The 20,615-nt window shown below is 57.6% G+C and carries 18 protein-coding genes; 6 read left to right on the top strand and 12 right to left on the bottom strand.

Annotated elements, in window-relative coordinates; genetic code table 11:
• The first annotated feature begins 29 nt into the window (after positions 1 to 29).
• Both GRPL_RS21430 and GRPL_RS21435 read left to right on the top strand, forming a co-directional pair.
• Positions 30 to 2,153 carry an alpha-galactosidase gene (locus GRPL_RS21430; protein ID WP_032698459.1) on the top strand — a complete coding sequence of 708 codons (2,124 nt, stop codon included), beginning with the start codon at positions 30 to 32 and terminating at the stop codon, positions 2,151 to 2,153.
• Positions 2,154 to 2,195: 42 nt separating this feature from the next.
• Positions 2,196 to 3,461, top strand: a complete 1,266-nt coding sequence (locus GRPL_RS21435; RefSeq protein WP_032696650.1) for an MFS transporter — start codon at positions 2,196 to 2,198, stop codon at positions 3,459 to 3,461.
• A gap of 94 nt (positions 3,462 to 3,555) precedes the next feature.
• Here GRPL_RS21435 and rhaM read toward each other — a convergent pair whose 3' ends face one another.
• The 9 genes from rhaM to rhaB all read right to left on the bottom strand — a co-directional run bounded on the left by rhaM (position 3,556) and on the right by rhaB (position 13,555).
• Positions 3,556 to 3,870: an L-rhamnose mutarotase gene (gene rhaM / locus GRPL_RS21440; protein WP_032690106.1), complete on the bottom strand. Its 315-nt coding sequence runs from the start codon at positions 3,868 to 3,870 to the stop codon at positions 3,556 to 3,558.
• Positions 3,867 to 5,015: a lactaldehyde reductase gene (gene fucO / locus GRPL_RS21445; protein ID WP_032696649.1), complete on the bottom strand. Its 1,149-nt coding sequence runs from the start codon at positions 5,013 to 5,015 to the stop codon at positions 3,867 to 3,869. The genes rhaM and fucO overlap by 4 nt, the downstream gene beginning before the upstream one ends.
• 90 nt (positions 5,016 to 5,105) lie before the next feature.
• Positions 5,106 to 6,110 carry an ABC transporter permease gene (locus GRPL_RS21450; protein ID WP_032698458.1) on the bottom strand — a complete coding sequence of 335 codons (1,005 nt, stop codon included), beginning with the start codon at positions 6,108 to 6,110 and terminating at the stop codon, positions 5,106 to 5,108.
• Complete coding sequence (locus GRPL_RS21455; protein ID WP_162180055.1) at positions 6,107 to 7,114, bottom strand: ABC transporter permease; 1,008 nt, start codon at positions 7,112 to 7,114, stop codon at positions 6,107 to 6,109. Before GRPL_RS21455 ends, GRPL_RS21450 begins: the two co-directional genes overlap by 4 nt.
• On the bottom strand, positions 7,111 to 8,622 hold the full coding sequence (locus GRPL_RS21460) for a sugar ABC transporter ATP-binding protein (RefSeq protein ID WP_032698455.1): 1,512 nt from the start codon (positions 8,620 to 8,622) through the stop codon (positions 7,111 to 7,113). The genes GRPL_RS21455 and GRPL_RS21460 overlap by 4 nt, the downstream gene beginning before the upstream one ends.
• Positions 8,623 to 8,670: 48 nt before the next feature.
• A complete protein-coding gene (gene rhaS / locus GRPL_RS21465) occupies positions 8,671 to 9,657 on the bottom strand; it encodes a rhamnose ABC transporter substrate-binding protein (protein WP_032690100.1) in 987 nt (328 codons plus the stop codon).
• 176 nt (positions 9,658 to 9,833) lie between these two features.
• Complete coding sequence (rhaD, locus tag GRPL_RS21470; protein ID WP_032698453.1) at positions 9,834 to 10,664, bottom strand: rhamnulose-1-phosphate aldolase; 831 nt, start codon at positions 10,662 to 10,664, stop codon at positions 9,834 to 9,836.
• 168 nt (positions 10,665 to 10,832) lie between these two features.
• Positions 10,833 to 12,092 (bottom strand): L-rhamnose isomerase, encoded by a 1,260-nt coding sequence (rhaA, locus tag GRPL_RS21475; protein ID WP_032698451.1) that lies wholly within the window; start codon positions 12,090 to 12,092, stop codon positions 10,833 to 10,835.
• Positions 12,089 to 13,555 (bottom strand): rhamnulokinase, encoded by a 1,467-nt coding sequence (gene rhaB, locus GRPL_RS21480; protein ID WP_032698450.1) that lies wholly within the window; start codon positions 13,553 to 13,555, stop codon positions 12,089 to 12,091. The genes rhaA and rhaB overlap by 4 nt, the downstream gene beginning before the upstream one ends.
• A 312-nt stretch (positions 13,556 to 13,867) precedes the next feature.
• Between rhaB and rhaS (GRPL_RS21485) the strand changes: the two genes are divergently transcribed.
• Together rhaS (GRPL_RS21485) and rhaR are read left to right on the top strand one after the other, a co-directional pair.
• Positions 13,868 to 14,704 (top strand): HTH-type transcriptional activator RhaS, encoded by an 837-nt coding sequence (gene rhaS, locus GRPL_RS21485; RefSeq protein ID WP_032690143.1) that lies wholly within the window; start codon positions 13,868 to 13,870, stop codon positions 14,702 to 14,704.
• A 72-nt stretch (positions 14,705 to 14,776) separates the two neighbouring features.
• Positions 14,777 to 15,625 carry an HTH-type transcriptional activator RhaR gene (rhaR, locus tag GRPL_RS21490; RefSeq protein ID WP_032696643.1) on the top strand — a complete coding sequence of 283 codons (849 nt, stop codon included), beginning with the start codon at positions 14,777 to 14,779 and terminating at the stop codon, positions 15,623 to 15,625.
• 4 nt (positions 15,626 to 15,629) lie between these two features.
• On the opposite strand, the gene rhaT is transcribed toward rhaR, so the two are convergent.
• Positions 15,630 to 16,664 carry an L-rhamnose/proton symporter RhaT gene (rhaT, locus tag GRPL_RS21495; RefSeq protein WP_032690095.1) on the bottom strand — a complete coding sequence of 345 codons (1,035 nt, stop codon included), beginning with the start codon at positions 16,662 to 16,664 and terminating at the stop codon, positions 15,630 to 15,632.
• Between the two features lie 292 nt (positions 16,665 to 16,956).
• Here rhaT and sodA point away from each other — a divergent pair, with 292 nt between their 5' ends.
• Entirely contained in the window at positions 16,957 to 17,577 is a 621-nt protein-coding gene (gene sodA / locus GRPL_RS21500) for a superoxide dismutase [Mn] (RefSeq protein WP_032698449.1), read from the top strand.
• A gap of 71 nt (positions 17,578 to 17,648) precedes the next feature.
• Complete coding sequence (gene yiiM, locus GRPL_RS21505; RefSeq protein WP_032696642.1) at positions 17,649 to 18,323, top strand: 6-hydroxyaminopurine reductase; 675 nt, start codon at positions 17,649 to 17,651, stop codon at positions 18,321 to 18,323.
• Positions 18,324 to 18,452: 129 nt separating this feature from the next.
• Here the strand turns inward: yiiM and cpxA are convergent, their stop codons facing one another.
• Positions 18,453 to 19,826, bottom strand: a complete 1,374-nt coding sequence (cpxA, locus tag GRPL_RS21510) for an envelope stress sensor histidine kinase CpxA (RefSeq protein ID WP_004869367.1) — start codon at positions 19,824 to 19,826, stop codon at positions 18,453 to 18,455.
• Entirely contained in the window at positions 19,823 to 20,521 is a 699-nt protein-coding gene (cpxR, locus tag GRPL_RS21515) for an envelope stress response regulator transcription factor CpxR (protein WP_004869370.1), read from the bottom strand. Before cpxR ends, cpxA begins: the two co-directional genes overlap by 4 nt.
• Between the last annotated feature and the right edge of the window lie 94 nt (positions 20,522 to 20,615).

The raw sequence follows: 20,615 nt of genomic DNA, 5'->3' as shown, positions 1-20,615 counted from the left end.
TAAGACATTCCTTGTTGTGGAGATGTCTGATGTCTGATTCGATTTTACGTCTGCAAAGCGCCACGGTTGATGTGGTAATCAAAACCCAGCCGTTCGCCGAAATTATCTACTGGGGGCCGCATTTAGCGCACTTTTCGCCGCAGGATGCTGACACACTTGCTCGCCCGATCGCCAACGGTCGCCTTGATGTTGACTCGCCGGTCACCTTGATGGCCGAGCTGGGCCACGGGTTGTTCGGCGCGCCGGGAATTGAAGGGCATCGTCAGGGCCTGGATGGTTCGCCGGTCTTTGTGACTACCGGGATTTTCCACGAGGGGCAGCGCTTAACGCTGACCAGCGAAGACAAGCAGGCCGGTCTGCGTCTGGATAGCGAGATTGAGCTCGATAGCAGCGGCGTCCTGCGCGTCCGACATGGCTTAACCAATCTTCGCTCGCAGCCCTGGCAGGTCGATCGCCTGGCCGTGACGCTCCCGGTTGCCGAACGTGCCCGCGAAGTTATGGCGTTCCACGGCCGCTGGATTCGCGAATTTCAGCCGCATCGTCTGACCCTTGAGCACGACAGTTTTGTGCTGGAAAATCGCCGCGGACGCACCTCCCATGAACATTTCCCGGCGCTGATTACCGGTAGCCCGGCGTTTTGCGAAATGGAGGGAGAGGTCTGGGGCGTGCATTTGGGCTGGAGCGGTAACCACCGTCTGCGGGCGGAGGTGAAAACCGACGGCCGCCGCTACCTGCAGGCGGAAGCCTTGTATCTGCCGGGCGAAATGGCGCTCGCGGAAGGGGAAACGTTGTGGACACCCAGCCTCTATGCCAGCTATTCCGCTCAGGGGCTGAACGGTATGAGCCAGCAGTTCCACCGCTATCTGCGTGAGCAGATCATTCGTTTTCCGGACAATAAGCCGCGACCGGTGCATCTCAATACCTGGGAAGGGATTTACTTCGACCATGATCCGCAATACATCATGCGCATGGCGGATGAGGCGGCGGCGCTGGGCGTCGAGCGATTTATCATTGACGACGGCTGGTTTAAAGGCCGCAACGACGACTGGGCGGCGCTCGGCGACTGGTATCTCGATGAGAAGAAATATCCCAATGGTCTGACGCCGGTGATTGAGCATGTGAAGTCGCTGGGCATGGAGTTTGGCATCTGGGTTGAACCGGAAATGATTAACCCGAACTCCGATTTATATCGCGCGCATCCTGACTGGGTGCTGGCGCTGCCGGGCTATAAGGCGCTGACCGGACGTCATCAGTATGTTCTGAACCTGAATATCCCTCAGGCGTTCGATTATCTGCTGGAGCGGATGAGCTGGCTGCTGGGCGAACATGCGGTTGATTACGTGAAGTGGGATATGAACCGCGAGCTGGTGCAGCCGGCGCATAACGGCAAAGCGGCGGCCGACGCGCAAACCCGTCAGTTTTATCGCCTGCTGGATACCTTAGTGGCCCGCTTCCCGCAGATCGAGTTTGAATCCTGTTCTTCCGGCGGCGGACGCATTGATTACGAGGTGCTTAAACGCAGCCACCGCTTCTGGGCTTCAGACAATAACGATGCGCTGGAGCGTAATACCATCCAGCGCGGCATGAGCTATTTCTTCCCGCCGGAAGTGATGGGGGCCCATATCGGCAACCGTCACTGTCACGCCACCTTCCGCCAGCACAGTATCGCTTTTCGCGGCCTGACCGCGCTGTTTGGTCATATGGGGCTGGAGCTGGATCCGGTGAGCGCCGATGAACAGGAGCGTGCCGGCTACCGCAAGTATGCGGCGCTGCATAAGCAGTGGCGCGACGTGATTCACCATGGTGTGCAGTGGCGGCTGGATATGCCGGACACTACTACCCTCGCACACGGCGTGGTCAGCGAAGATAAGGGGCAGGCGCTGTTTCTGGTGAGCCAACTGGCGATGCCGGATTACAGCCTGATGGCGCCGCTGCGCATCGCGGGCCTGGAGGCGGGGGCGCGGTATCACATTACGCTCCTTGATCACCCGAATATTCAGATAACGGGGGAGGGCGGTCACACCATGCGCAAGCTGCCGGCGTGGATGACCTCACCGCAGACGGTAAGCGGCGAGTGGTTGCAACAGGCGGGACTGGCGCTGCCGATTCTCGACCCGGAAAGCGCCATTTTGATTGGTCTGCAACGCGTGTGATGGCAATGGGCCGCCCGGCGGCCCTTATTGAGGAATATAAAAATGAACCCGACCGCCTGTACCCATAAAAACAACCCTAACTTCTGGATTTTCGGGCTGTTCTTCTTTCTCTACTTTTTCATCATGGCCACCTGTTTTCCGTTTCTGCCGATCTGGCTATCGGACGTTATCGGACTGAACAAAACCGAGACCGGTATTGTGTTTTCCAGCCTGTCTCTGTTTGCGATCTGTTTTCAGCCGGTGCTGGGCGTTATCTCGGATAAGCTGGGGCTAAAGAAGCATCTGATGTGGGTCGTCTCCGTCCTGCTGGTGCTGATTGCGCCGTTCTTCCTCTACGTGTTTGCTCCGTTATTGAAAACCAATATCTGGGTCGGCGCGTTAAGCGGCGGTGCCTATATCGGCTTTGTGTTTTCCGCGGGCGCCGGGGCGATGGAGGCGTACATCGAGCGCGTCAGCCGGAATAGCGGGTTTGAGTATGGCAAAGCGCGTACCTTCGGTTGCCTGGGATGGGCGCTGTGCGCGACCACGGCAGGCATGTTGTTTAGCGTCAACCCGGAATGGGTTTTCTGGATGGGATCGGTCGCGGCCTTGCTGCTGCTGGTACTGGTGGCGATAGCTAAGCCGCAGGCCAGTCAGGCGACCCAGGTGCTGGGCTCCCTGGGGGCCAATCGTTCCGCAGTGGATTTGAAAACCGCGGTGCGCATGTTCCGCCAGCGCAAAATGTGGATGTTTATTTTGTATGTGGTTGGCGTGGCCTGTGTCTATGACGTGTTCGATCAGCAGTTCGCCACCTTCTTTAAATCCTTCTTTACCACCCCGGAGGCAGGCACGCGGGCGTTTGGTTTTGCCACCACTGCCGGGGAGATCTGCAATGCTATTATCATGTTCTGCTCACCATGGATTATTAACCGTATCGGCGCCAAAAATACCTTGTTGATTGCCGGGATGGTGATGGCGGCAAGGATGATCGGTTCATCGTTTGCCACGACGGCCGCTGAAGTGGTGGCGCTGAAAATGCTCCATGCGCTCGAGGTTCCGTTCCTGCTGGTGGGGGCCTTTAAATACATCACCGGCGTCTTCGATACTCGACTGTCGGCGACGATCTACCTGGTCGGTTTTCAGTTTGCCAAACAGGTGGCGGCGATTTTCCTCTCCGCGTTTGCCGGCAATATGTATGACCGGATTGGCTTCCAGGACACCTATATGATCCTTGGCGGAATAGCGCTGGTGGTCACGCTTATCTCGGCTATCACATTATCAGGTAAAGCCCCCCAGGGCAGCGTAGAGGGCAAGGCGATGACGACCTGATCGTGCAGTTGGCCATAACCCGGCGTGGCCGAGCGCCAGGCACGACGCCGCAGTGACCCGCGGCGTCGTTTTTTATACCCGGTTTCCGGGCGATTCAAGCGAGATAAAACACCTCTTTGAGCTCCGCGCTCACCGGGCTGTTGTCCGGATTGGCAGGCATCACATCGCGCATATGTTGCCACCAGCGCTGGCAGACATCGGTACTGGCGACTGCATTCCACCGCTCCTCAGATTCAATTTCCACCGTGGCGAACAGCAGATTGCGCTCTTTATCGAGATAAATCGCGTAGCGATGCGCGCCCTGTGCTTTGAGTACCGCCTCCAGCTCCGGCCAGATGGGATTATGGCGACGCTGGTACTCCTCATGCGCGTCGGGATTGACCTGCATGACAAAGGCTTTGCGGATCATAAGGCCTCCAGATAGAGCTCACGGACCTCATCGCGGCTGGCGCTGCGCGGGTTGCATGGCGCGCAGGGGTCAGCCAGCGCCTTATCCAGCCAGCCTTCGATATCGGCTTTGGTGACGCCAAGCTGGCTGAAGCCTTGCGGGATTCCGACCCGTTTGCTCAGTGCGCGAATCGCGTTGATGGCTTCTGTGCTGGCGGCTTCATCGCTCAAACCGTGGGTGTCCACGCCCATGGCCTGCGCCACGCGGGCAAAGCGAGCGATGGCGTTCGGGCGGTTAAAATTTTCGATGATCGGCAGCAGGATAGCATTGCATACGCCATGCGGCAGATTGTGGGTGGCGCCTGGCTGATGCGCCAGCGCATGGACCAACCCCAGTCCGGCGCTGTTAAATGCCATGCCCGCCAGATACTGGCCGAATGCCATTTGTTCGCGCGCCTCGAGGTTATGCCCGTCCTCAACGGCCTTCGGTAGCCACCGGGATATCAGGCGAATGGCCTCCAGCGCGTTGGCGTCGGTAAGCGGATGGGCGCCGACGGAAACAAACGCTTCGATGGCGTGGGTCAGAGCGTCCATCCCGGTTGCGGCGGTGATGGATGGCGGAATATCCAGCATTACGCTGGCGTCATCCACCGCAATATCCGGGATAATATTCGGATCGATAATCACCTCTTTGACCTGACGCCCGGAGTCGATAATCACCGCGTTGCTGGTCATCTCTGCCGCGGTACCGGCCGTCGTGTTAATCGCCACCAGCGGTACGCCGGCATTTTTCACCTTGCCGACGCCGGAGTAAGCGGTGGAAGGCGCCGGGTTAGCGGTGAGGATTTTTACCGCTTTGGCGGTATCGATTGGGCTGCCGCCGCCAAAGGCGATGAGGTAATCGCACCCGGCCTCCCGATACGCCGCATAGCCTTGTTGTACCAGCGCCTCGGTGGGATTGGGAAAGACCTCGTCAAACAGATGATAAGACAGCTGCTGCTCATCCAGCGCGGCGAACAGGCTGTCCAGCAGCCCGAGCTTGACCAACTGGCCATCGGTGACGATCAGCGCTTTGCCCCACTGTTTATTCGCTACCAGCTTGACCATATCACCGATAGCGCCCGCGCCGTGGAGGCTGATTTTGGGAAGTGCCAACATAAAACTCATCATAATTCTCCTTAATTACCGTGATTTTTATGCCCGGCGGCGCTGCGTTTGCGTGGGCCTGTTCTCTCGTAGGCGCAGCGCCGTCCGGCATTAGATCCGTCTTCGCTGCATCACTCGCCGCGTAATAATTGGCAGCGAGATCACCGCAATCAGCATCGCGCCGATGATGATTGACATAACAATGCCCGGCACGTTGAGCAGGCTCAGGCCAAAGGTCACCAGCCCCATCAGGAAGGCGGCGATAATCACCCCCACCATGCTGCCGGAACCACCGAGAATATTGATGCCGCCGAGTACCGCCATCGTCACGACCGCCAGCTCCCAGCCCATCGCCAGGGTCGGGCGGGTGCTGCCAAGTCGGGAGGTCAGCAGCACGGCGGCTAACCCGGACATCAGCCCGACCAGCGCAAACAGCACCAGGTTGTGGCGCTTCACGTTGATACCGGAAAACCAGGCGCCGGTCGGGTTATTGCCAATGGCGTAGGTGCGGCGGCCAAAGTTGGTTTTGTGCAGCAGGAAAGCAAAGGCGATGGCGAGAAGAATAAACAGCGCGAACTCGAACGAGAGCGCGCCCCACACATAGCCCTGGCCGAACCAGGCGAAGCTGTCCGGATAGTGGTTCAGCGCTTTGTCGCCCAGCAGAATGTAGGTCATACCGCGATACAGGCTCATGGTGCCGATGGTAATGACGATCGACGACAGATTCAGGCGCGTGACCAGCAGGCCGTTAAACAGACCGCACAGCAGACCCACCCCCAGCCCGACGACCACCAGCAGCGGCGTATCGATCCCCGCCGCCGCGCAGAAGCCCATCACCGTTGAGCTCAGCGCCATGGTGGAGGCGACCGAGAGGTCGATTTCCCGGGCAATAATCAACATCGCCATCGGCAGGACCACAATCGCCTTCTCGGTAAAGTTGAAGGTGGCGTCCGACAGATTCCAGATATTGAGGAAGTAGGGCGAGGCCAGCGCGCAGACCACGAAAACCACCACCGTGACCGCGAGTAAAAATCCTTCCCAGCACAGCAGGCGGCGCAGCGGTGACGGCGCAGGTGCGACGTTGATCATCTCTTCCGGGGTCATTATTTTGCTCATGATTTCACCGTCTGTTTTTGCGCGGCAACCACCGCACTGCGCAGAATTAACCGCCCGTGTCGCTTGTTGCCGCGCTCATTGAGCACCACCGCGATAACGATGACCGCGCCGGAGATCGCCATTTGCCAGAACGGTGAGATACCAATTACCGGCAGCGCATTATTGATGATGCCGAGGAACAGCGCGCCGCAAAGGCAGCCGATGACGCGCCCGGTTCCCCCCATCGTACTGATGCCGCCAATCACGCAGGCGGCCACGACCTGTAATTCAAAACCGTTGGCAACGTCAACGTAGGCGACGGCAAAGCGCGAGATCCACAGGTAGCCACAAAAGCCCGCCAGCGCGCCGGAGAGGCAGAAGCTGATGAACTGCATTTTCCCCGCATTAATCCCGGTGTAATACGCCGCGGTAGCGTTGCCGCCTGCGGTATACAGTGCCCGGCCGGTACGGCTGTAACGCAGAAAGTAGCCCACCAGCAGCAGCGCGGCGATGGCGCACCAGCTCAGCAGCGGTAGCCCAAGCAGCGAGGCGCGCGGCAGGCCGAGAAAATCGGCGCTCATCTGGTGCGAGTTGACCCAGCCGCCGTCGGAAAGCAGGAAGATAATGCCGCGGTAGATGCTCATGGTACCGAGGGTGACCACAATGGCCGGGATGCCGAGCCGCCATACCAGCAGGCCGTTGATCATCCCCATCAGCAGGCCCAGCAGGGTTGCCAGAACCAACAGCGCCCAAACCGGTACCTCGGGATAGTGGGCGTTGAGCAGCGCGACAATCATCCCGGTCAGCGCCAGATTGGCGGTCATCGACAGATCGATGCCTTTGGTCAGCAGCACCATCATCTGACCGAGGGCAAGGATGATCAAAATGGCGGTGTCGTTAAACATCTCCACCAGATTACCGGGAGTGATAAATGACGGCGCCCGGCTGCCGATAGCGCCGATCATCATAATGATGACGACAGCCAGCAGCGCTTCACGGTGTTTAAGCAGTTGTCGCCCCATTATGCTGCCTCCCGACCGAGGCCGCTGGCGGCGCTGACGATGGTTTCCGCCGTTGCCTCCCCGGCGCGATATTCGGCCACCATCAGCCCTTCATGCATCACGATGATGCGGTCTGCCATCCCCATGACTTCCGGCAGCTCCGACGACACCATGATCACCGCCAGCCCCTGGCCTACCAGTTCGGACATAAACTGATGCACCGCCGCTTTTGAACCGATGTCGATCCCCTTGGTTGGCTCATCGAGAATGATCACCTCCGGGTGCGTGGCCAGCCATTTGCCGATCACCACTTTCTGCTGATTGCCACCGGAGAGGGTTTCTACCGTCTGCTGCCAGTTAAACGCTTTGACCTGCAGACGTGAGGCATACTTATTCGCCAGCTGCCATTCGCGGGTGGCGTTCAATACGCCATTGGGGTTGAGTTGACTTAGCTGCGGCAGGCTAATGTTCTGGGCGATTGGCAGGGCAATAATCGCCCCCTGCTTCTGCCGCTCTTCCGGCACGCAGACAATACCCGCCCGGATGGCGTCCGCTGGCTGGCGGAAGTGCATGGTTTTACCGTTCAGCACGATCTCTCCGCTCGCGGGACGAGATACCCCGGAGAGCGCCTGCATCAGCTCGGTTCGCCCGGCGCCGACCAGGCCGTAGAAGCCCAGAATTTCACCTTTACGCAGCGAAAAATGGATGTTGGCAAACTCGGTGGGATGACAGAGGTTCTTCACCTCCAGGACCGTTTCGCCCGGCGTGCACTCGACTTTCGGGTAGGTCTGGGTGATGGCGCGACCGACCATCATCGCCACCATCCGTTCTTCGGTAATGTCATTCATCGCGCCGGAGCTGACGAAGACGCCGTCGCGCAAAATGGTGTAGTAATCAGCCAGTTCGAAAATTTCGTCAAACTTATGCGAGATAAACAAAATCGCTTTCCCGTCTTGCTTCAGACGTTCAACGATTTGATAGAACTCCAGAATCTCATGCTGCGAGAGGGCGGCGGTGGGTTCATCGAGAATCACCACCTGGGCGTCGAAGGAGAGCGCCCTGGCAATCGCCACCATATGACGCTGGGCGATGCTGAGGGTTTTCAGCGTCGCGCGTGGGTCAATCTGCACCTCAAGGCGGGTGAGAATTTCGCGGGCTTTGCGGTGCATTGCGGGCCAGTCGAGTTTCTTCAGCAGGCCGGTATGCAGATACTGGCCGACGAAAATATTTTCGGTGACCGACAGCTCGTCGAACAGCACGGTTTCCTGATGAATCGCGGTGATCCCCACCTTATGCGCCGACTCCGGGTTCGGCAGCTGGATAGGGATCGCTTTATAGAGAATCTCGCCCTCTTCGGGCTGATAAATACCGGTCATGACTTTGACCAGCGTGGATTTGCCGGCGCCGTTTTCACCGATTAAGGCGGTCACTTTGCCGGGCCAGAGATCGAGCTGTACGTTCTCAAGGGCATGCACACCGGGGAAAACCTTGGTGATGCCCTTAAGCGACAGCAGAGGAGTGGATGCCATCATGATAATTCTCCAGTTTTTCCCCTCCCTGAATCGGTGAGGGGAACGGGGTCAAAAGATTTTTGAGAATTTATCGATGTTGCTGGCATCGTAAACGAACGGCTCGGCCATCGCGCCGTTGCCGTCGGCATCCAGCTGTACTTTACCCAGCTTGCCCATACTGGCTTCGGTTTTACTCGCTGTCCCTTTAACCAGATCGTCGGCCAGATATGTGGCGGCGTAGCCCAGATCAATAGGGTTCCAGATAGCGAAGCTTTTGCTGGCGCCGGATTTAATCGCCCCGGCCATTTCAGACGGCAGCCCGAGCCCGGTCACGTAGACCTTGCCAATCTTGCCCTGATCCTTGACCGCCTGCGCGGCGGCAACGATCCCGACCGAAGAAGGCGAGACGATCACTTTCAGATCGGGATACGACTTCAGCAGGCCCACCGCTTCGCGGTAGCTCTTATCCGACAGATCGTCACCGTAGGCCACGGTGACCAGATTGACGGACGGGTACTTTGGCAGCACCTTTTTCATCTCCTCGATCCAGATATTCTGGTTGGTCGAGGTCGGCGTGGCGCTTAACACGGCCACATCGCCTTTATCGACATTCAGCGTTTTTAACGCTTCGGCGGCGAGCCGGACGTTGGTTTCGCCAATCAGGGCATTATTGGAGGGGTTGAGATGGATTTGCCGACCCGCCGGCGCTACGCCGGAATCCCAGGAGACGACTTTGATACCGCGCTGCATGGCTTTTTTCAGTACCGGGACCACGGCATCAGGATCGTTGGCGGAGATAGCGATCGCATCCACTCCCTGGGCGATCAATCCGTTCAGCACTTCGATCTGCGCTTCTGCCGTGGTGGTGGTTGGGCCGGTATAAATCACTTTCACATCGCCTAACTCTTTGGCCGCTTCCTGGGCGCCGACGTTCGCGGCTTCGAAGAATCCATTTCCCAACGATTTCGCCACGAGGGCGATTTTCACTTCCGCGGAAGCAGAACCGGACAACGCCATAATGGCAACGGTGAGGATCAAGCTTGTCTTTGTTTTCATTGCTTTTACTCCACATGATTGAGTTAGATTCCCGTTGTCATGCACATGACAGATGCGTTGGCTTGTACGACCCGTCCATCCGTGGACTCCGCCCCCTTCCTGCAGTGCGACTTACTCGGGGAATGATTTGCAGGTGACAGAGTTCGCCCCGTCTCGGTGAGCGGGGCGCGATGTTGTTATTGATACAGGTCTAACGCGGACTGCATGGGTTGTACCGCAAAGCGTTTGCCCAGGGCGATGAGCTCTTCGCGGGTGATGGTCTGTTTCATGCCCCCCATCGAATAGACTTTCACCAGCACTTCGGCTGACTTCTCGGCGGTATCGATGAGACCGAAGGTTTCGTCCAGCGTCGGGCCGCTACCGAAGACGCCGTGGAACGGCCACAGCACCAGCGAATGTTTGCGCATTTCCTGGGCGGTGGCCTGGCCAATTTCATCGGTACCCGGCACCATCCACGGCAGAATGCCGACCCCGTCCGGGAAGACCACCAGACATTCGGTGCTGCCTTCCCACAGTTTACGGGTGAACAGATCGCTGTTGTTCTCCAGTACATAGGTCAGGGCAATCAGGTTGGTGGCGTGGCAGTGCATGATCACGCGGTCTTTGCCGTTGGTCAGCTTGATGCGTTCGCTGTGGGAGAGAAAATGCGCCGGTAATTCAGAGGTCGGCACCGCATCGTCCGTCAGTCCCCATAGCACGTGGTATCCCGCACCATCGCTGTCTACCTTCACCACGCCGAGATTGGCCGCAGGATCGAGCTGGACGTTGCGGAAAAATTTGCCGGAGCCGGTGACGATAAACGGCTGGTTCGCCAGCGTGGGCATCGGCTGACTGAGGGCGATGTAGCGCGGCTTAGCGTGAAAATCGGCCGCGAACGGTTCGATATCCGCTTCGTCGAGGCGCAGCGTCAGGTTACCGCCGTTACGCTCGTCCCAGCCCTTCAGCCAGGCATCGGAGGTGGCTTTAATCATGCCCTGGACGAACCAGGCGTTGATGATGTTCTGCATAGTCTTGTATTCCTGTTCATTTGGTGCGGGAATTGCCCTCACCGTAAATAGGGTGTTTATCTGCCGTAGGTCCTGTGATGGCGTCGTAAACGGCTTATCCGGATGAGCAGAATTCGCCGATCCGTAGCCCGGGTAAGGCGTCAGCCGCGACCCGGGGAAAATCCGGCATTATCTGCGCTGGTTCAGAACCGCTTTTTCGTAAGCCCGCACGCTATCCAGCCACTGGCTACCGGCCGGGGTATCATGACGCTGGCAGTACATCTCCCAGGCGGCCTGCCATGGCAGGCACTTCTGCTCTTCCAGCAGGGCCAGACGGGCGGTGTAGTCACCGTCAGCTTCCAGCTGGCGCAGCTGTTCCGTCGGTTCCAGCAGGGCGCGCAGCAGCGCTTTCTTCATGTTGCGGGTGCCAATCACCCACGCCGCGATGCGGTTAATCGAGGCGTCGAAGAAATCGAGACCGATGTGCACGCGGTCGAACAGGTTGTGACGGATGATTTCGCTGGCGATCGCCTGGGTTTCGTCATCCAGCAGCACGACGTGGTCACTGTCCCAGCGCACCGGACGGCTGACGTGCAGCAGCAGCCGAGGGATATACAGCATGGCGGCGGAGATTTTGTCGGAGATGACTTCCGTCGGGTGGAAGTGGCCGGCATCGAGGCACAGCGCGGTCTGGCGGCTGGTGGCGTATCCCATGTAGAACTCGTTGGAGCCGACGGTGTAGCTTTCCGCGCCGATACCGAACAGTTTGCTCTCTACGGCATCGATATGATGCGCCGGGTCGAGTTTTTCGCTGATGACCTCATCCAGCGCATTGAGCAGACGCTGGCGCGGGGCAAAGCGGTCAACGGTAATATCTTTCATGCCGTCCGGGATCCAGATATTCATCACCGACGGGGTGCCCAGCTGCTCGCCGAACCAGGCCGAGATACGGCGGCTGGCTTTACAGTGATCGATCCAGAACTGGCGGATTTCGTCGTTGGCATGCGACAGAGTAAAACCATCTGCGCTCATCGGGTGGGAGAAACAGGAGGGGTTAAAATCCAGCCCCAGCTTATTGGTTTTGGCCCACTCAACCCAGTTGCGGAAGTGTTGTGGTTTGATTTCATTGCGCGCCACCGGCGTGTCTGATTCCAGATAGAGCGCGTGCAGATTCAGGCGTTTCGGCCCCGGAATCAGGCTCAGCGCCTGCTCAAGGTCGGCGCGCAGCTCGCCAGCGTTCCGGGCTTTGCCCGGATAGTTCCCCGTGGCCTGAATCCCGCCCGTTAAGCTCCCTTCCGGGTTTTCGAAGCCGGCGACGTCATCGCCCTGCCAGCAGTGCATCGAAACGGGTAGCCGGTCCAGTTGACGCAGGGCCTCCTCGACATCCACGCCAACGGCAGCGTAGCGCTGTTTAGCAATATCCCAGGCTTGTTCAAGTTGAGTGGTCATGCGCAAAGCTCCTTAGTCTGTTGTGGCTGAAACTGCGCCACGAAACGGGCAATTTCATGTTCAGGATTGGGGGTAAAGGTGGTAAGCGCGGCATTGCGGCATACCACCTGACGGAAATCGTCGACGTTATTCAATTCGTCCAGGGTCATCAGCTGGATGCCGATATTGCCCAGCGTAGAGGCCTCTACGGGCCCGGCAACCACCGTGATGCCGCAGGCGTCGGCGCACAGCTGATTAAGCAGCGCGTTCTGGCAGCCGCCGCCGACAATATGCAGCTGGCTGAACGGCTGGCCGCGGAGTTGGGCCAGTTCGCGGAGTACGCGGGCGTAGAGCAGGGCCAGGCTGTCGAAAATACAGCGCGCCAGTTCGGCGTCATCGCCGGGAACCGGCTGCCCGGACTCGCGACAGGCGGACTGAATTTCGGCGCTCATATTGGCCGGATTGATAAAGCGTTCGTCGTTGCAGTCAATGACGAAACGGCAGGCCGGAAGAGGAGCGGTACGGGCGATCAGCGCCGACAGGTCGCTGATGTTTTGTTCTTTCAGCACCCGCTGTAGCAGCCAGAGGCCCATGATATTTTTCAGCACCCGATAGCGCCCTTCGGCGCCACCTTCATTGGTGATATTCGCCTGCAGCGCGTCGCTGCCGGTGTAGGGGGTTTTGCTTTCAAAGCCCATCAGCGACCAGGTGCCGGAAGAGAGATACGCGGCGTTTTTGCTGGCCAACGGCGCGGCGATCACCGCGCTGGCGGTATCGTGACTGGCGACGGCCACTACCGGAATGGCGTTGCCCTGCGGGCATATCCAGTGACCGATCACGTTACCGGGATGCGTCGGCGTACCGAACCATTCGCGCGGCGCTCCGCTCCAGTTCAACAGCTCTTCATCCCAGCTATCGCTGTTAATATTGATCAACTGGGTGGTGGTGGCGTTGGTGTATTCCCAGTTCAGATTGCCGGTGAGGCGAAAGCTGAAATAGTCAGGGATCAGCAGCGCATGCGAAACCTGGCTGACCAGCTCCGGCTGCTGTTCAACCAGCGCGCGGAGCTGGTAAAGGGTATTGAAGGACATAAACTGAATGCCGCTACGGCGGTAGATCTCGGCGCGGCCTATCTGCTCTTCGGCATGGTGCATCAGGCCATGGGTACGTGAGTCACGATAGGAGACCGGCAGGCCCACGCGTTCGCCGTGCTTATCCAGCAGGACATAATCCACGCCCCAGGTATCAATACCGATACTGTCGATGAGGATACCCTGCTCGCAGACCTTCACCAGCCCGCGGCGAATTTCGCCTTCCAGACGGTCGACATCCCAGCAGTCGTAGCCATCCACCTTTTGCAGGCTATTGGTAAAGCGGTGTATTTCGCGCAGCGTTAGCGTACGCGGCCCGCATTCATAGCTGGCAAGCATCACCCGCCCGCTGGAGGCGCCTAAATCAACGGCTACACAATGACGAAAGCTCATGGGGAGATCCTTGTAAAAATCATTGTCAGCAGTCTAAAAAAGTCGTGAATCGCGCACCTTCTTGCCACTGACAGGGAAAACAGGCGGCTGGCAAGAAAGCAAAGATGACCGTGAGGGAGGTCACAGTTTCTCTTCATGAGCGTCAGGGAAGAGGATGTGATGTTGTCCGCAGTTCCCGATCTTTCCGGCTGTTTCTTGAAAAAGCGGCAGGTTTTACGAATTTTGCGGTCAAAAATTGAAGGCCGGATTGCGGACCCTTAATTACTATTTGTGACACTGATTGATAACATTTCTCATTTCGAGGGCGCCGTTATGACCATCTTGCACAGCGTGGATTTCTTTAAGTCCGGGACTTCTGCTGTGGCCATTGAGCCACGTCTCCCTCAGGCGGCGTTCCCGGAACATCATCACGATTTCCATGAAATCGTCATCGTTGAGCACGGTACGGGGATTCATGTGTTTAACGGCCAGCCCTATACCATCAGCGGCGGTTCGGTGTGCTTTATTCGCGATCACGATCGTCATCTCTATGAACATACGGACAATTTATGCCTGACGAACGTGCTCTACCGCGCGCCGGATGCCTTTCGCTTTCTGAATGGCGTCAATCAGCTGTTACCGCAGGAGCAAGAGGGAAATTACCTTTCTCACTGGCGGGTGAACCAGACCGTGCTGCAGCAGGTACGGCAGATCGTCGGACAAATGGAAGATATCGGTCTCGAACCGGATATGCATACGCTCGCCGGACGGGAGATTCTCTTTATGCAACTGCTGGTCCTGCTGCGTAAAAGCAGCCTCGCGGAAGGGGCGGTCGGCAACGAAGCGCGGCTGAATCAGCTGATGGCCTGGCTGGAAGATCACTTCGCCGAGGAGGTCTGTTGGGAGGAGGTGGCGGCTAAGTTTTCCCTGTCGCTGAGAACGTTACATCGCCAGTTGAAGCAACAGACCGGCCTGACGCCGCAGCGCTACCTCAATCGGGTGCGACTGATGAAGGCGCGTCACCTGCTACGCCATAGCGATGAGAGCATTACGGATATTGCCTATCGCTGCGGTTTCGGCGACAGTAACCACTTTTCGACGCTTTTTCGCCGCGAGTTTTCCTGGTCGCCGCGCGATATTCGCCAGGGACGGGACGCCATTCTTCAGTAACGCGAGAGCAGTCAACGTTTTAGCGAGCAAAAACGCGAATAATAAACCGTTATTGGCGGTGGAGTTCTGGTAGTGGCTGGTCAGCTGATTCTGCGCAAAGATGAGTTTTTTGCCTCTCCTTCTCAGGCGGTAGCGGTTGCCGACCGTTATCCGCAAAATGTCTTCGCCGAGCATACCCACGAGTTCTGCGAACTGGTGCTGGTATGGCGGGGAAATGGCCTGCATGTCCTTAACGATCGCCCATGGCGCATTACCCGTGGCGATCTGTTTTATATTCGCGCCGAAGACAAACACTCCTACGCCTCGGTGAATGATTTAGTTCTGCAAAACGTCATCTATTGCCCGGATCGTCTGCGGCTTAACTTTGACTGGGCGGCCCATATTCCCGGTTTGTTTGGGACGTCGTGGATGCCGCACTGGCGGATCGGCAGTTCTGGTATGGCCCAGGTTCGCCAGGTGATTACTCAGCTGGAGCAGGAGAGCGCCCGCGGCGATGCGCAGGCTAATAACATGGCCGAGCTGCTGTTTGCGCAGCTGGTATTGATTCTTCATCGCCACCGCTATGCGACCGATAACCGGGCGGCGACCCAAAGCGAAACGCTCCTCGATAAGCTGCTGACCGAACTGGCCGGCAGCCTGAACCGACCTTTTATTCTCGAGCTGTTTTGTGAGCGGGAAGGGTGCGGCGAGCGTGCGCTGCGTCAGCAGTTTCGCCAGCAGACCGGGATGACGATCAACCATTACCTGCGTCAGCTGCGTATCTGCCACGCGCAGTATTTATTGCAGCACACCGAGCGCTTGATTGGTGACATTGCGATGCAGTGCGGATTTGAAGACAGCAACTACTTTTCCGTCGTCTTTAATCGTGAAATTGGCATGACCCCTGGGCAGTGGCGGCAACGCAGTCGCGTTGCCGCATAGGGCGTTAGCTGGCCATTCCGAGGCCAACGATATTGGCGGCGATGATAATCACCACGCAGCCCAGACTTAACACGCTGACCGGACGACGCCCGGCGTTGTTCCACTCTTTCAGCACCAGCCCGACCAGCCCGCCGCACAGCACATAGAAGCTCATATGCAGCATCCAGCTCATGTAGTCATACTGCGCGGGAATACTGGCGTGGCCCCAGGCATAGAAGAAAAACTGGAGATACCACATCAGGCCGCCCAGCGCCGACAGCAGCACGTTGGCGACGATCAGCGGTTTTGCCCGCGAGAAGTCGGCTTTGATCGACAGGTGTTTGACTTTAGCCAGACGAATAAAGCAGAAGCCAAGGTTGACCAGCGCGCCGCCGCCCATAATCACCACATAGCTGGGCAACGCGGTATACAGCGGGTCAACCCCCAGCGCCGCCGCGGCATCATGCATGGGTCTGGCGGCGTTCATCGCAAAGGACATCCCGGCAGAAAAAATGCCGCACATCACCGCCAGCATCAGCCCTTTTTTCAGATTGAAGTCTTCGGCTTTAATGCCCATCTTGCGCTCTTTCAGCTGGCCGGCGCGGGTGACTATCGCCACGCCAATCACCGCAACCAGCACGCCGAGCAGCGTCATCTGGCCACCCTGGGTATGCAGCAGCACATCGATCTGCCCGTTGATAATCGGGGTCATCAGCGTACCGACAATCAGGGTAATCCCGATGGCAATACCGATCCCCATCGACATGCCGAGGTAGCGCATGGTCAGGCCGTAGTTAATATTGCCGATCCCCCACATCGCGCCAAACAGAAACACCGGCAGCAGCGTGGAGGCGTTGAAGGAACGGTAATAGGCCCAGAAATCAGGCAGCAGCATCGCGCTGATAGCCCAGGGAAGAATCAGCCAGGAGACAATCCCGCCGATTGACCACATGGTTTCCCATGACCACTGTTTAACTTGTTTGAACGGGGCATAGAAACAGGCTGCACTGGCCGCACCTATCAAATGCCAAAAAATACCCATCGTAATCGCGTGATTCATTGATTTTATCCTCATCTATTTTTTTATCGGATAAATCTTCTTCCGACACGATGAGTGTAAAAATCGGTCAGTTTTCTCGCCTTCAGGCTGTTGCCATGTGACGCTGAACTCTGGCAACCAAAAACTTAATTACTTGTTCCAGCTCACAAAAATGCAGGTATACCCTGTGGTTATAACCTTATTAAAAATACGGCATTGATAAGCGTTTTCAATATCATTTAATTAACTATAATGAACCAACTGCTTACTCGGCATTAACACTTCCTGCCGCTTAACAATAATGGAGATGATTATGAGTTATACACTGCCAGCCCTGCCGTACGCTTATGACGCCCTGGAACCGCACTTTGATAAGCAGACGATGGAAATCCATCACACTAAACATCACCAGGCCTACGTTAACAACGCCAACGCTGCGCTGGAAAGCCTGCCGGAATTTGCTGGCCTGTCTGCTGAAGAACTGATCGCTAAACTGGATCAGCTGCCGGCTGACAAAAAAACCGTACTGCGTAACAACGCGGGCGGCCATGCTAACCACAGCCTGTTCTGGAAAGGCCTGAAAACCGGTACTACCCTGCAGGGCGACCTGAAAGCCGCTATCGAACGTGATTTCGGTTCCGTTGATAACTTCAAAGCTGAGTTTGAAAAAGCAGCTGCGACCCGTTTCGGTTCTGGCTGGGCATGGCTGGTGCTGAAGGGCGACAAACTGGCCGTGGTTTCTACCGCTAACCAGGACTCCCCGCTGATGGGCGAAGCTATCTCCGGCGCTTCCGGCTTCCCGATTCTGGGCCTGGACGTTTGGGAACACGCTTACTACCTGAAATTCCAGAACCGTCGTCCGGACTACATCAAAGAGTTCTGGAACGTGGTTAACTGGGACGAAGCAGCAGCGCGTTTTGCCGCCAAAAAATAAGGTTGCATTGTGCTGAACGAGAAGCGAGTCTGATGACTCGCTTTTTTTATATCCGCAGCAAAGGAGCAGCGATGCACTATCCGGTGAATGTCTTTGTGGGCAAGGTAAAGGATTACGACGGCAGCCGTCCAAGCGCCATCGGTAAAATTCAGGTCGACGGTGAACTGACCCTCGGTGAACTGGGGCTGGAGGGCGATGAACAGGCGGAGAAGAAAATACATGGCGGGCCGGACCGCGCGCTGTGCCACTATCCCCGTGAACACTACGCCCATTGGGCTCTTGAACTTCCGCAGCAGGCGGATCTTTTCTGCGCCCCGGCGTTTGGCGAGAATCTCTCGACCGAAGGGCTAACGGAAAACGACGTCTGTATCGGCGACATCTTCCGCTGGGGAGAGGCGCTGATTCAGGTGACGCAGCCGCGTTCACCGTGCTTCAAGCTTAACTATCATTTTGCTGTCAGCGATATGGCGCAGCTCATGCAGAACAGCGGTAAAACCGGCTGGCTGTATCGGGTCGTGGCGGGCGGGCTGGTATCCGGCGATGCGCCGCTGGAGCTGGTTTCCCGACTCAGCGACGTGAGCGTCCATGAGGCGGGCGCCATTGCCTGGCATATGCCGTTCGATGACGAACAATACCATCGCCTGCTCTCGGCGGCGGGGCTGTCGGCGAGCTGGAGCCGTACCCTGCAGAAACGGCGTCTGAGCGGGCAGATCGAAGACAATTCGCGGAGATTGTGGGGGAAATAGTTCGCCGATATCGCCGGAGGCGCTGGCTGCGAATTATCCCGGAAGCGGCGCGCTGCGCCTGTCCGGGCTACCCGTCTGTGGACGGTTGTTGTAGCCCGGCGAAGCGCAGCATAAGCCGGAGAAGAGCGATCAGGTGCGCTTATACAGCGGCAGCCAGATGGTCAGCCGCAAACCGCCTAACGGGCTGTCATCGGCTTTGACCCAGCCGCGATGCTGCTGAATCGCGGCCTCGACAATCGCCAGCCCCAGACCGGTGCCGCCGGACTCGCGATCGCGCGCCTCGTCGGTACGGTAGAACGGACGGAAAATCTGCTCGCGATCCTCCGGACTGACGCCCGGACCATCATCATCGACGTTGACCGTGATGCCGTCTTTATCCACCGAAAAACTGACCGAAATTTTGGTGTGCGAGTAGCGCAGCGCGTTACGGACGATATTTTCCAGCGCGCTTTCCAGCGCATTAGGATTGCCGTACAGCGGCCAGGGGCCCGGCGGATACTCGACGGTGAAGGATTTTCCAACCTGCTCGGCTTCAAACGCCGCGTTATCCAGTACTTCGCCCCACAGCTGATTGGCTTTCACCGTTTCACTGACCAGCGCGTTATTCGCCTGATTGCGCGACATCACCAGCAGGTCGTTAATCATGCTGTCCAGCCGGTGGGCCTCGGTCTCAATACGCTCAAGCTCTTTGCTCTCGCCGCTGCGACGGCGCAGTAAGGCCGTGCCCAGCTGCAGGCGCGTAAGCGGCGTACGCAGCTCGTGGGAAATATCGGACAGCAGACGCTGCTGACCGGTCATCATGCGCTCCAGCGCCGTGACCATCTGGTTAAAACTGGCCCCGGCGGCTAAAAACTCCTGCGGGCCGGCTTCCAGTTCCGGATGTTGACGCAGGTTGCCTTGCGCGACCTCATCGGCGGCGTTTTTCAACTTGCGCGCCGGTTTGGCCAGACTCCAGGCCAGCCACAGCAGCAGCGGCGAACTGACCAGCATCGTGACGATAAGCAGGAGCAGCGGGCGGTCGAACAGCAGGTTGATAAAATCGGACTGGGAGGTGCTGGCAGGGCGGATCAGATAGAGCTGGTAATTATCTTCCCCATCCCTGACGGAAAACGGCCCGACCATTTCCAGACGGCCGTAGCGTTTTTTCTGCGGATGATCGGCATTATCGGCCTGGCCGATAAAGTTACGAATGATCTGCATTTCGTTGCGTTCTGCACCGATCACGCGGCCTTCGCTGGTGACCAGCAGTAAACGCTGTCCCGGCGGAGCCCACTTATCGATAGCGCGAAACAGCCGACGCCACCACATCAGGTCATTGGGGGGATCGGTCGCCAGTTCGGCCTCGACGTGCTGTTCAATCATGGTGCCCTGACGCTGTTCGCTCTCCAGCAGTTCGGTCATCTGGCGCGAGTCCAGCTTGGGCAACATCAGAACCAGCATCAACACCAGCGCCAGCGTGAGCCAGAAAATAGCGAAGATGCGTGCGGTTAAACTTCCTATCATGAAGCCGAAACCATCAGGTAGCCGCGTCCACGCAGGGTTTTAAACCACGGATGGCCGTCTTTGCGTTCCGGCAGCTTACGACGCAGATTGGAAATATGCATGTCGATGGCGCGATCGAACGGCGTCAGGCGTTTTCCCAATACTTCCTGGCTCAGATGTTCACGAGAGACAACCTGGCCAAGATGCTGCGCCAGCAGGTAGAGCAGGGTGAACTCCGTGCCGGTCAGCTCCAGGGTCTGACCATCGAAATTGGCTTCCTGGCGGCCGGGGTTGAGGCTCAAGGCGTCAACTTCCAGCGTCGGGGAACCGACTTCGGTGGTTTGCTGCTGCTCACTCCAGTGAGAACGGCGCAGAATCGCGCGTATACGCGCCACCAGCTCACGATCGTTGAAGGGCTTAGGCAAGTAATCATCGGCGCCCAGCTCGAGGCCGAGAACGCGATCCAGCTCGCTGCCGCGGGCAGTTAGCATGATAACCGGGGTCTGGTGTGTCTGACGTAACTCTTTAAGCGTATCGATACCGTTTTTCTTCGGCATCATCACATCAAGCAAAAGTAAATCGATGCTGTCGTCCAGAAGGGCCAGCGCCTGTTCCCCGTCATGGGCCACGAGCACGTTAAATCCTTCCATATCGAGCAGCTCTTTTAACAGGGAGGTGAGCTCCCGGTCATCATCAACTAACAGGATTTTATTCATTGTTTAAATACCTCCGAGGCAGAAATTACGTCATCAAGGCTCGCTAATCCATGACTTTACGTTGTTTTACACCCCCTGACGCATGTTTGCAGCC

This window comes from Klebsiella planticola ATCC 33531 (assembly GCF_000735435.1).
Taxonomy (GTDB): Bacteria; Pseudomonadota; Gammaproteobacteria; order Enterobacterales; family Enterobacteriaceae; genus Klebsiella; species Klebsiella planticola.
The sequence above is the reverse complement of the archived record's forward strand: the minus strand, read 5'-3'. Positions and strand labels throughout refer to the sequence as shown.

Excerpts from the sequence above, each read along its gene's own strand:
- GRPL_RS21430 (WP_032698459.1), top strand. The coding sequence starts at position 30 with ATGTCTGATTCGATTTTACGTCTGCAAAGCGCCACGGTTGATGTGGTA.
- GRPL_RS21435 (WP_032696650.1), top strand. The coding sequence starts at position 2,196 with ATGAACCCGACCGCCTGTACCCATAAAAACAACCCTAACTTCTGGATT.
- rhaM (WP_032690106.1), bottom strand. The coding sequence starts at position 3,870 with ATGATCCGCAAAGCCTTTGTCATGCAGGTCAATCCCGACGCGCATGAG.
- fucO (WP_032696649.1), bottom strand. The coding sequence starts at position 5,015 with ATGAGTTTTATGTTGGCACTTCCCAAAATCAGCCTCCACGGCGCGGGC.
- GRPL_RS21450 (WP_032698458.1), bottom strand. The coding sequence starts at position 6,110 with ATGAGCAAAATAATGACCCCGGAAGAGATGATCAACGTCGCACCTGCG.
- GRPL_RS21460 (WP_032698455.1), bottom strand. The coding sequence starts at position 8,622 with ATGATGGCATCCACTCCTCTGCTGTCGCTTAAGGGCATCACCAAGGTT.
- rhaS (WP_032690100.1), bottom strand. The coding sequence starts at position 9,657 with ATGAAAACAAAGACAAGCTTGATCCTCACCGTTGCCATTATGGCGTTG.
- rhaD (WP_032698453.1), bottom strand. The coding sequence starts at position 10,664 with ATGCAGAACATCATCAACGCCTGGTTCGTCCAGGGCATGATTAAAGCC.
- rhaA (WP_032698451.1), bottom strand. The coding sequence starts at position 12,092 with ATGACCACTCAACTTGAACAAGCCTGGGATATTGCTAAACAGCGCTAC.
- rhaB (WP_032698450.1), bottom strand. The coding sequence starts at position 13,555 with ATGAGCTTTCGTCATTGTGTAGCCGTTGATTTAGGCGCCTCCAGCGGG.
- rhaS (WP_032690143.1), top strand. The coding sequence starts at position 13,868 with ATGACCATCTTGCACAGCGTGGATTTCTTTAAGTCCGGGACTTCTGCT.
- rhaT (WP_032690095.1), bottom strand. The coding sequence starts at position 16,664 with ATGAATCACGCGATTACGATGGGTATTTTTTGGCATTTGATAGGTGCG.
- sodA (WP_032698449.1), top strand. The coding sequence starts at position 16,957 with ATGAGTTATACACTGCCAGCCCTGCCGTACGCTTATGACGCCCTGGAA.
- yiiM (WP_032696642.1), top strand. The coding sequence starts at position 17,649 with ATGCACTATCCGGTGAATGTCTTTGTGGGCAAGGTAAAGGATTACGAC.
- cpxA (WP_004869367.1), bottom strand. The coding sequence starts at position 19,826 with ATGATAGGAAGTTTAACCGCACGCATCTTCGCTATTTTCTGGCTCACG.
- cpxR (WP_004869370.1), bottom strand. The coding sequence starts at position 20,521 with ATGAATAAAATCCTGTTAGTTGATGATGACCGGGAGCTCACCTCCCTG.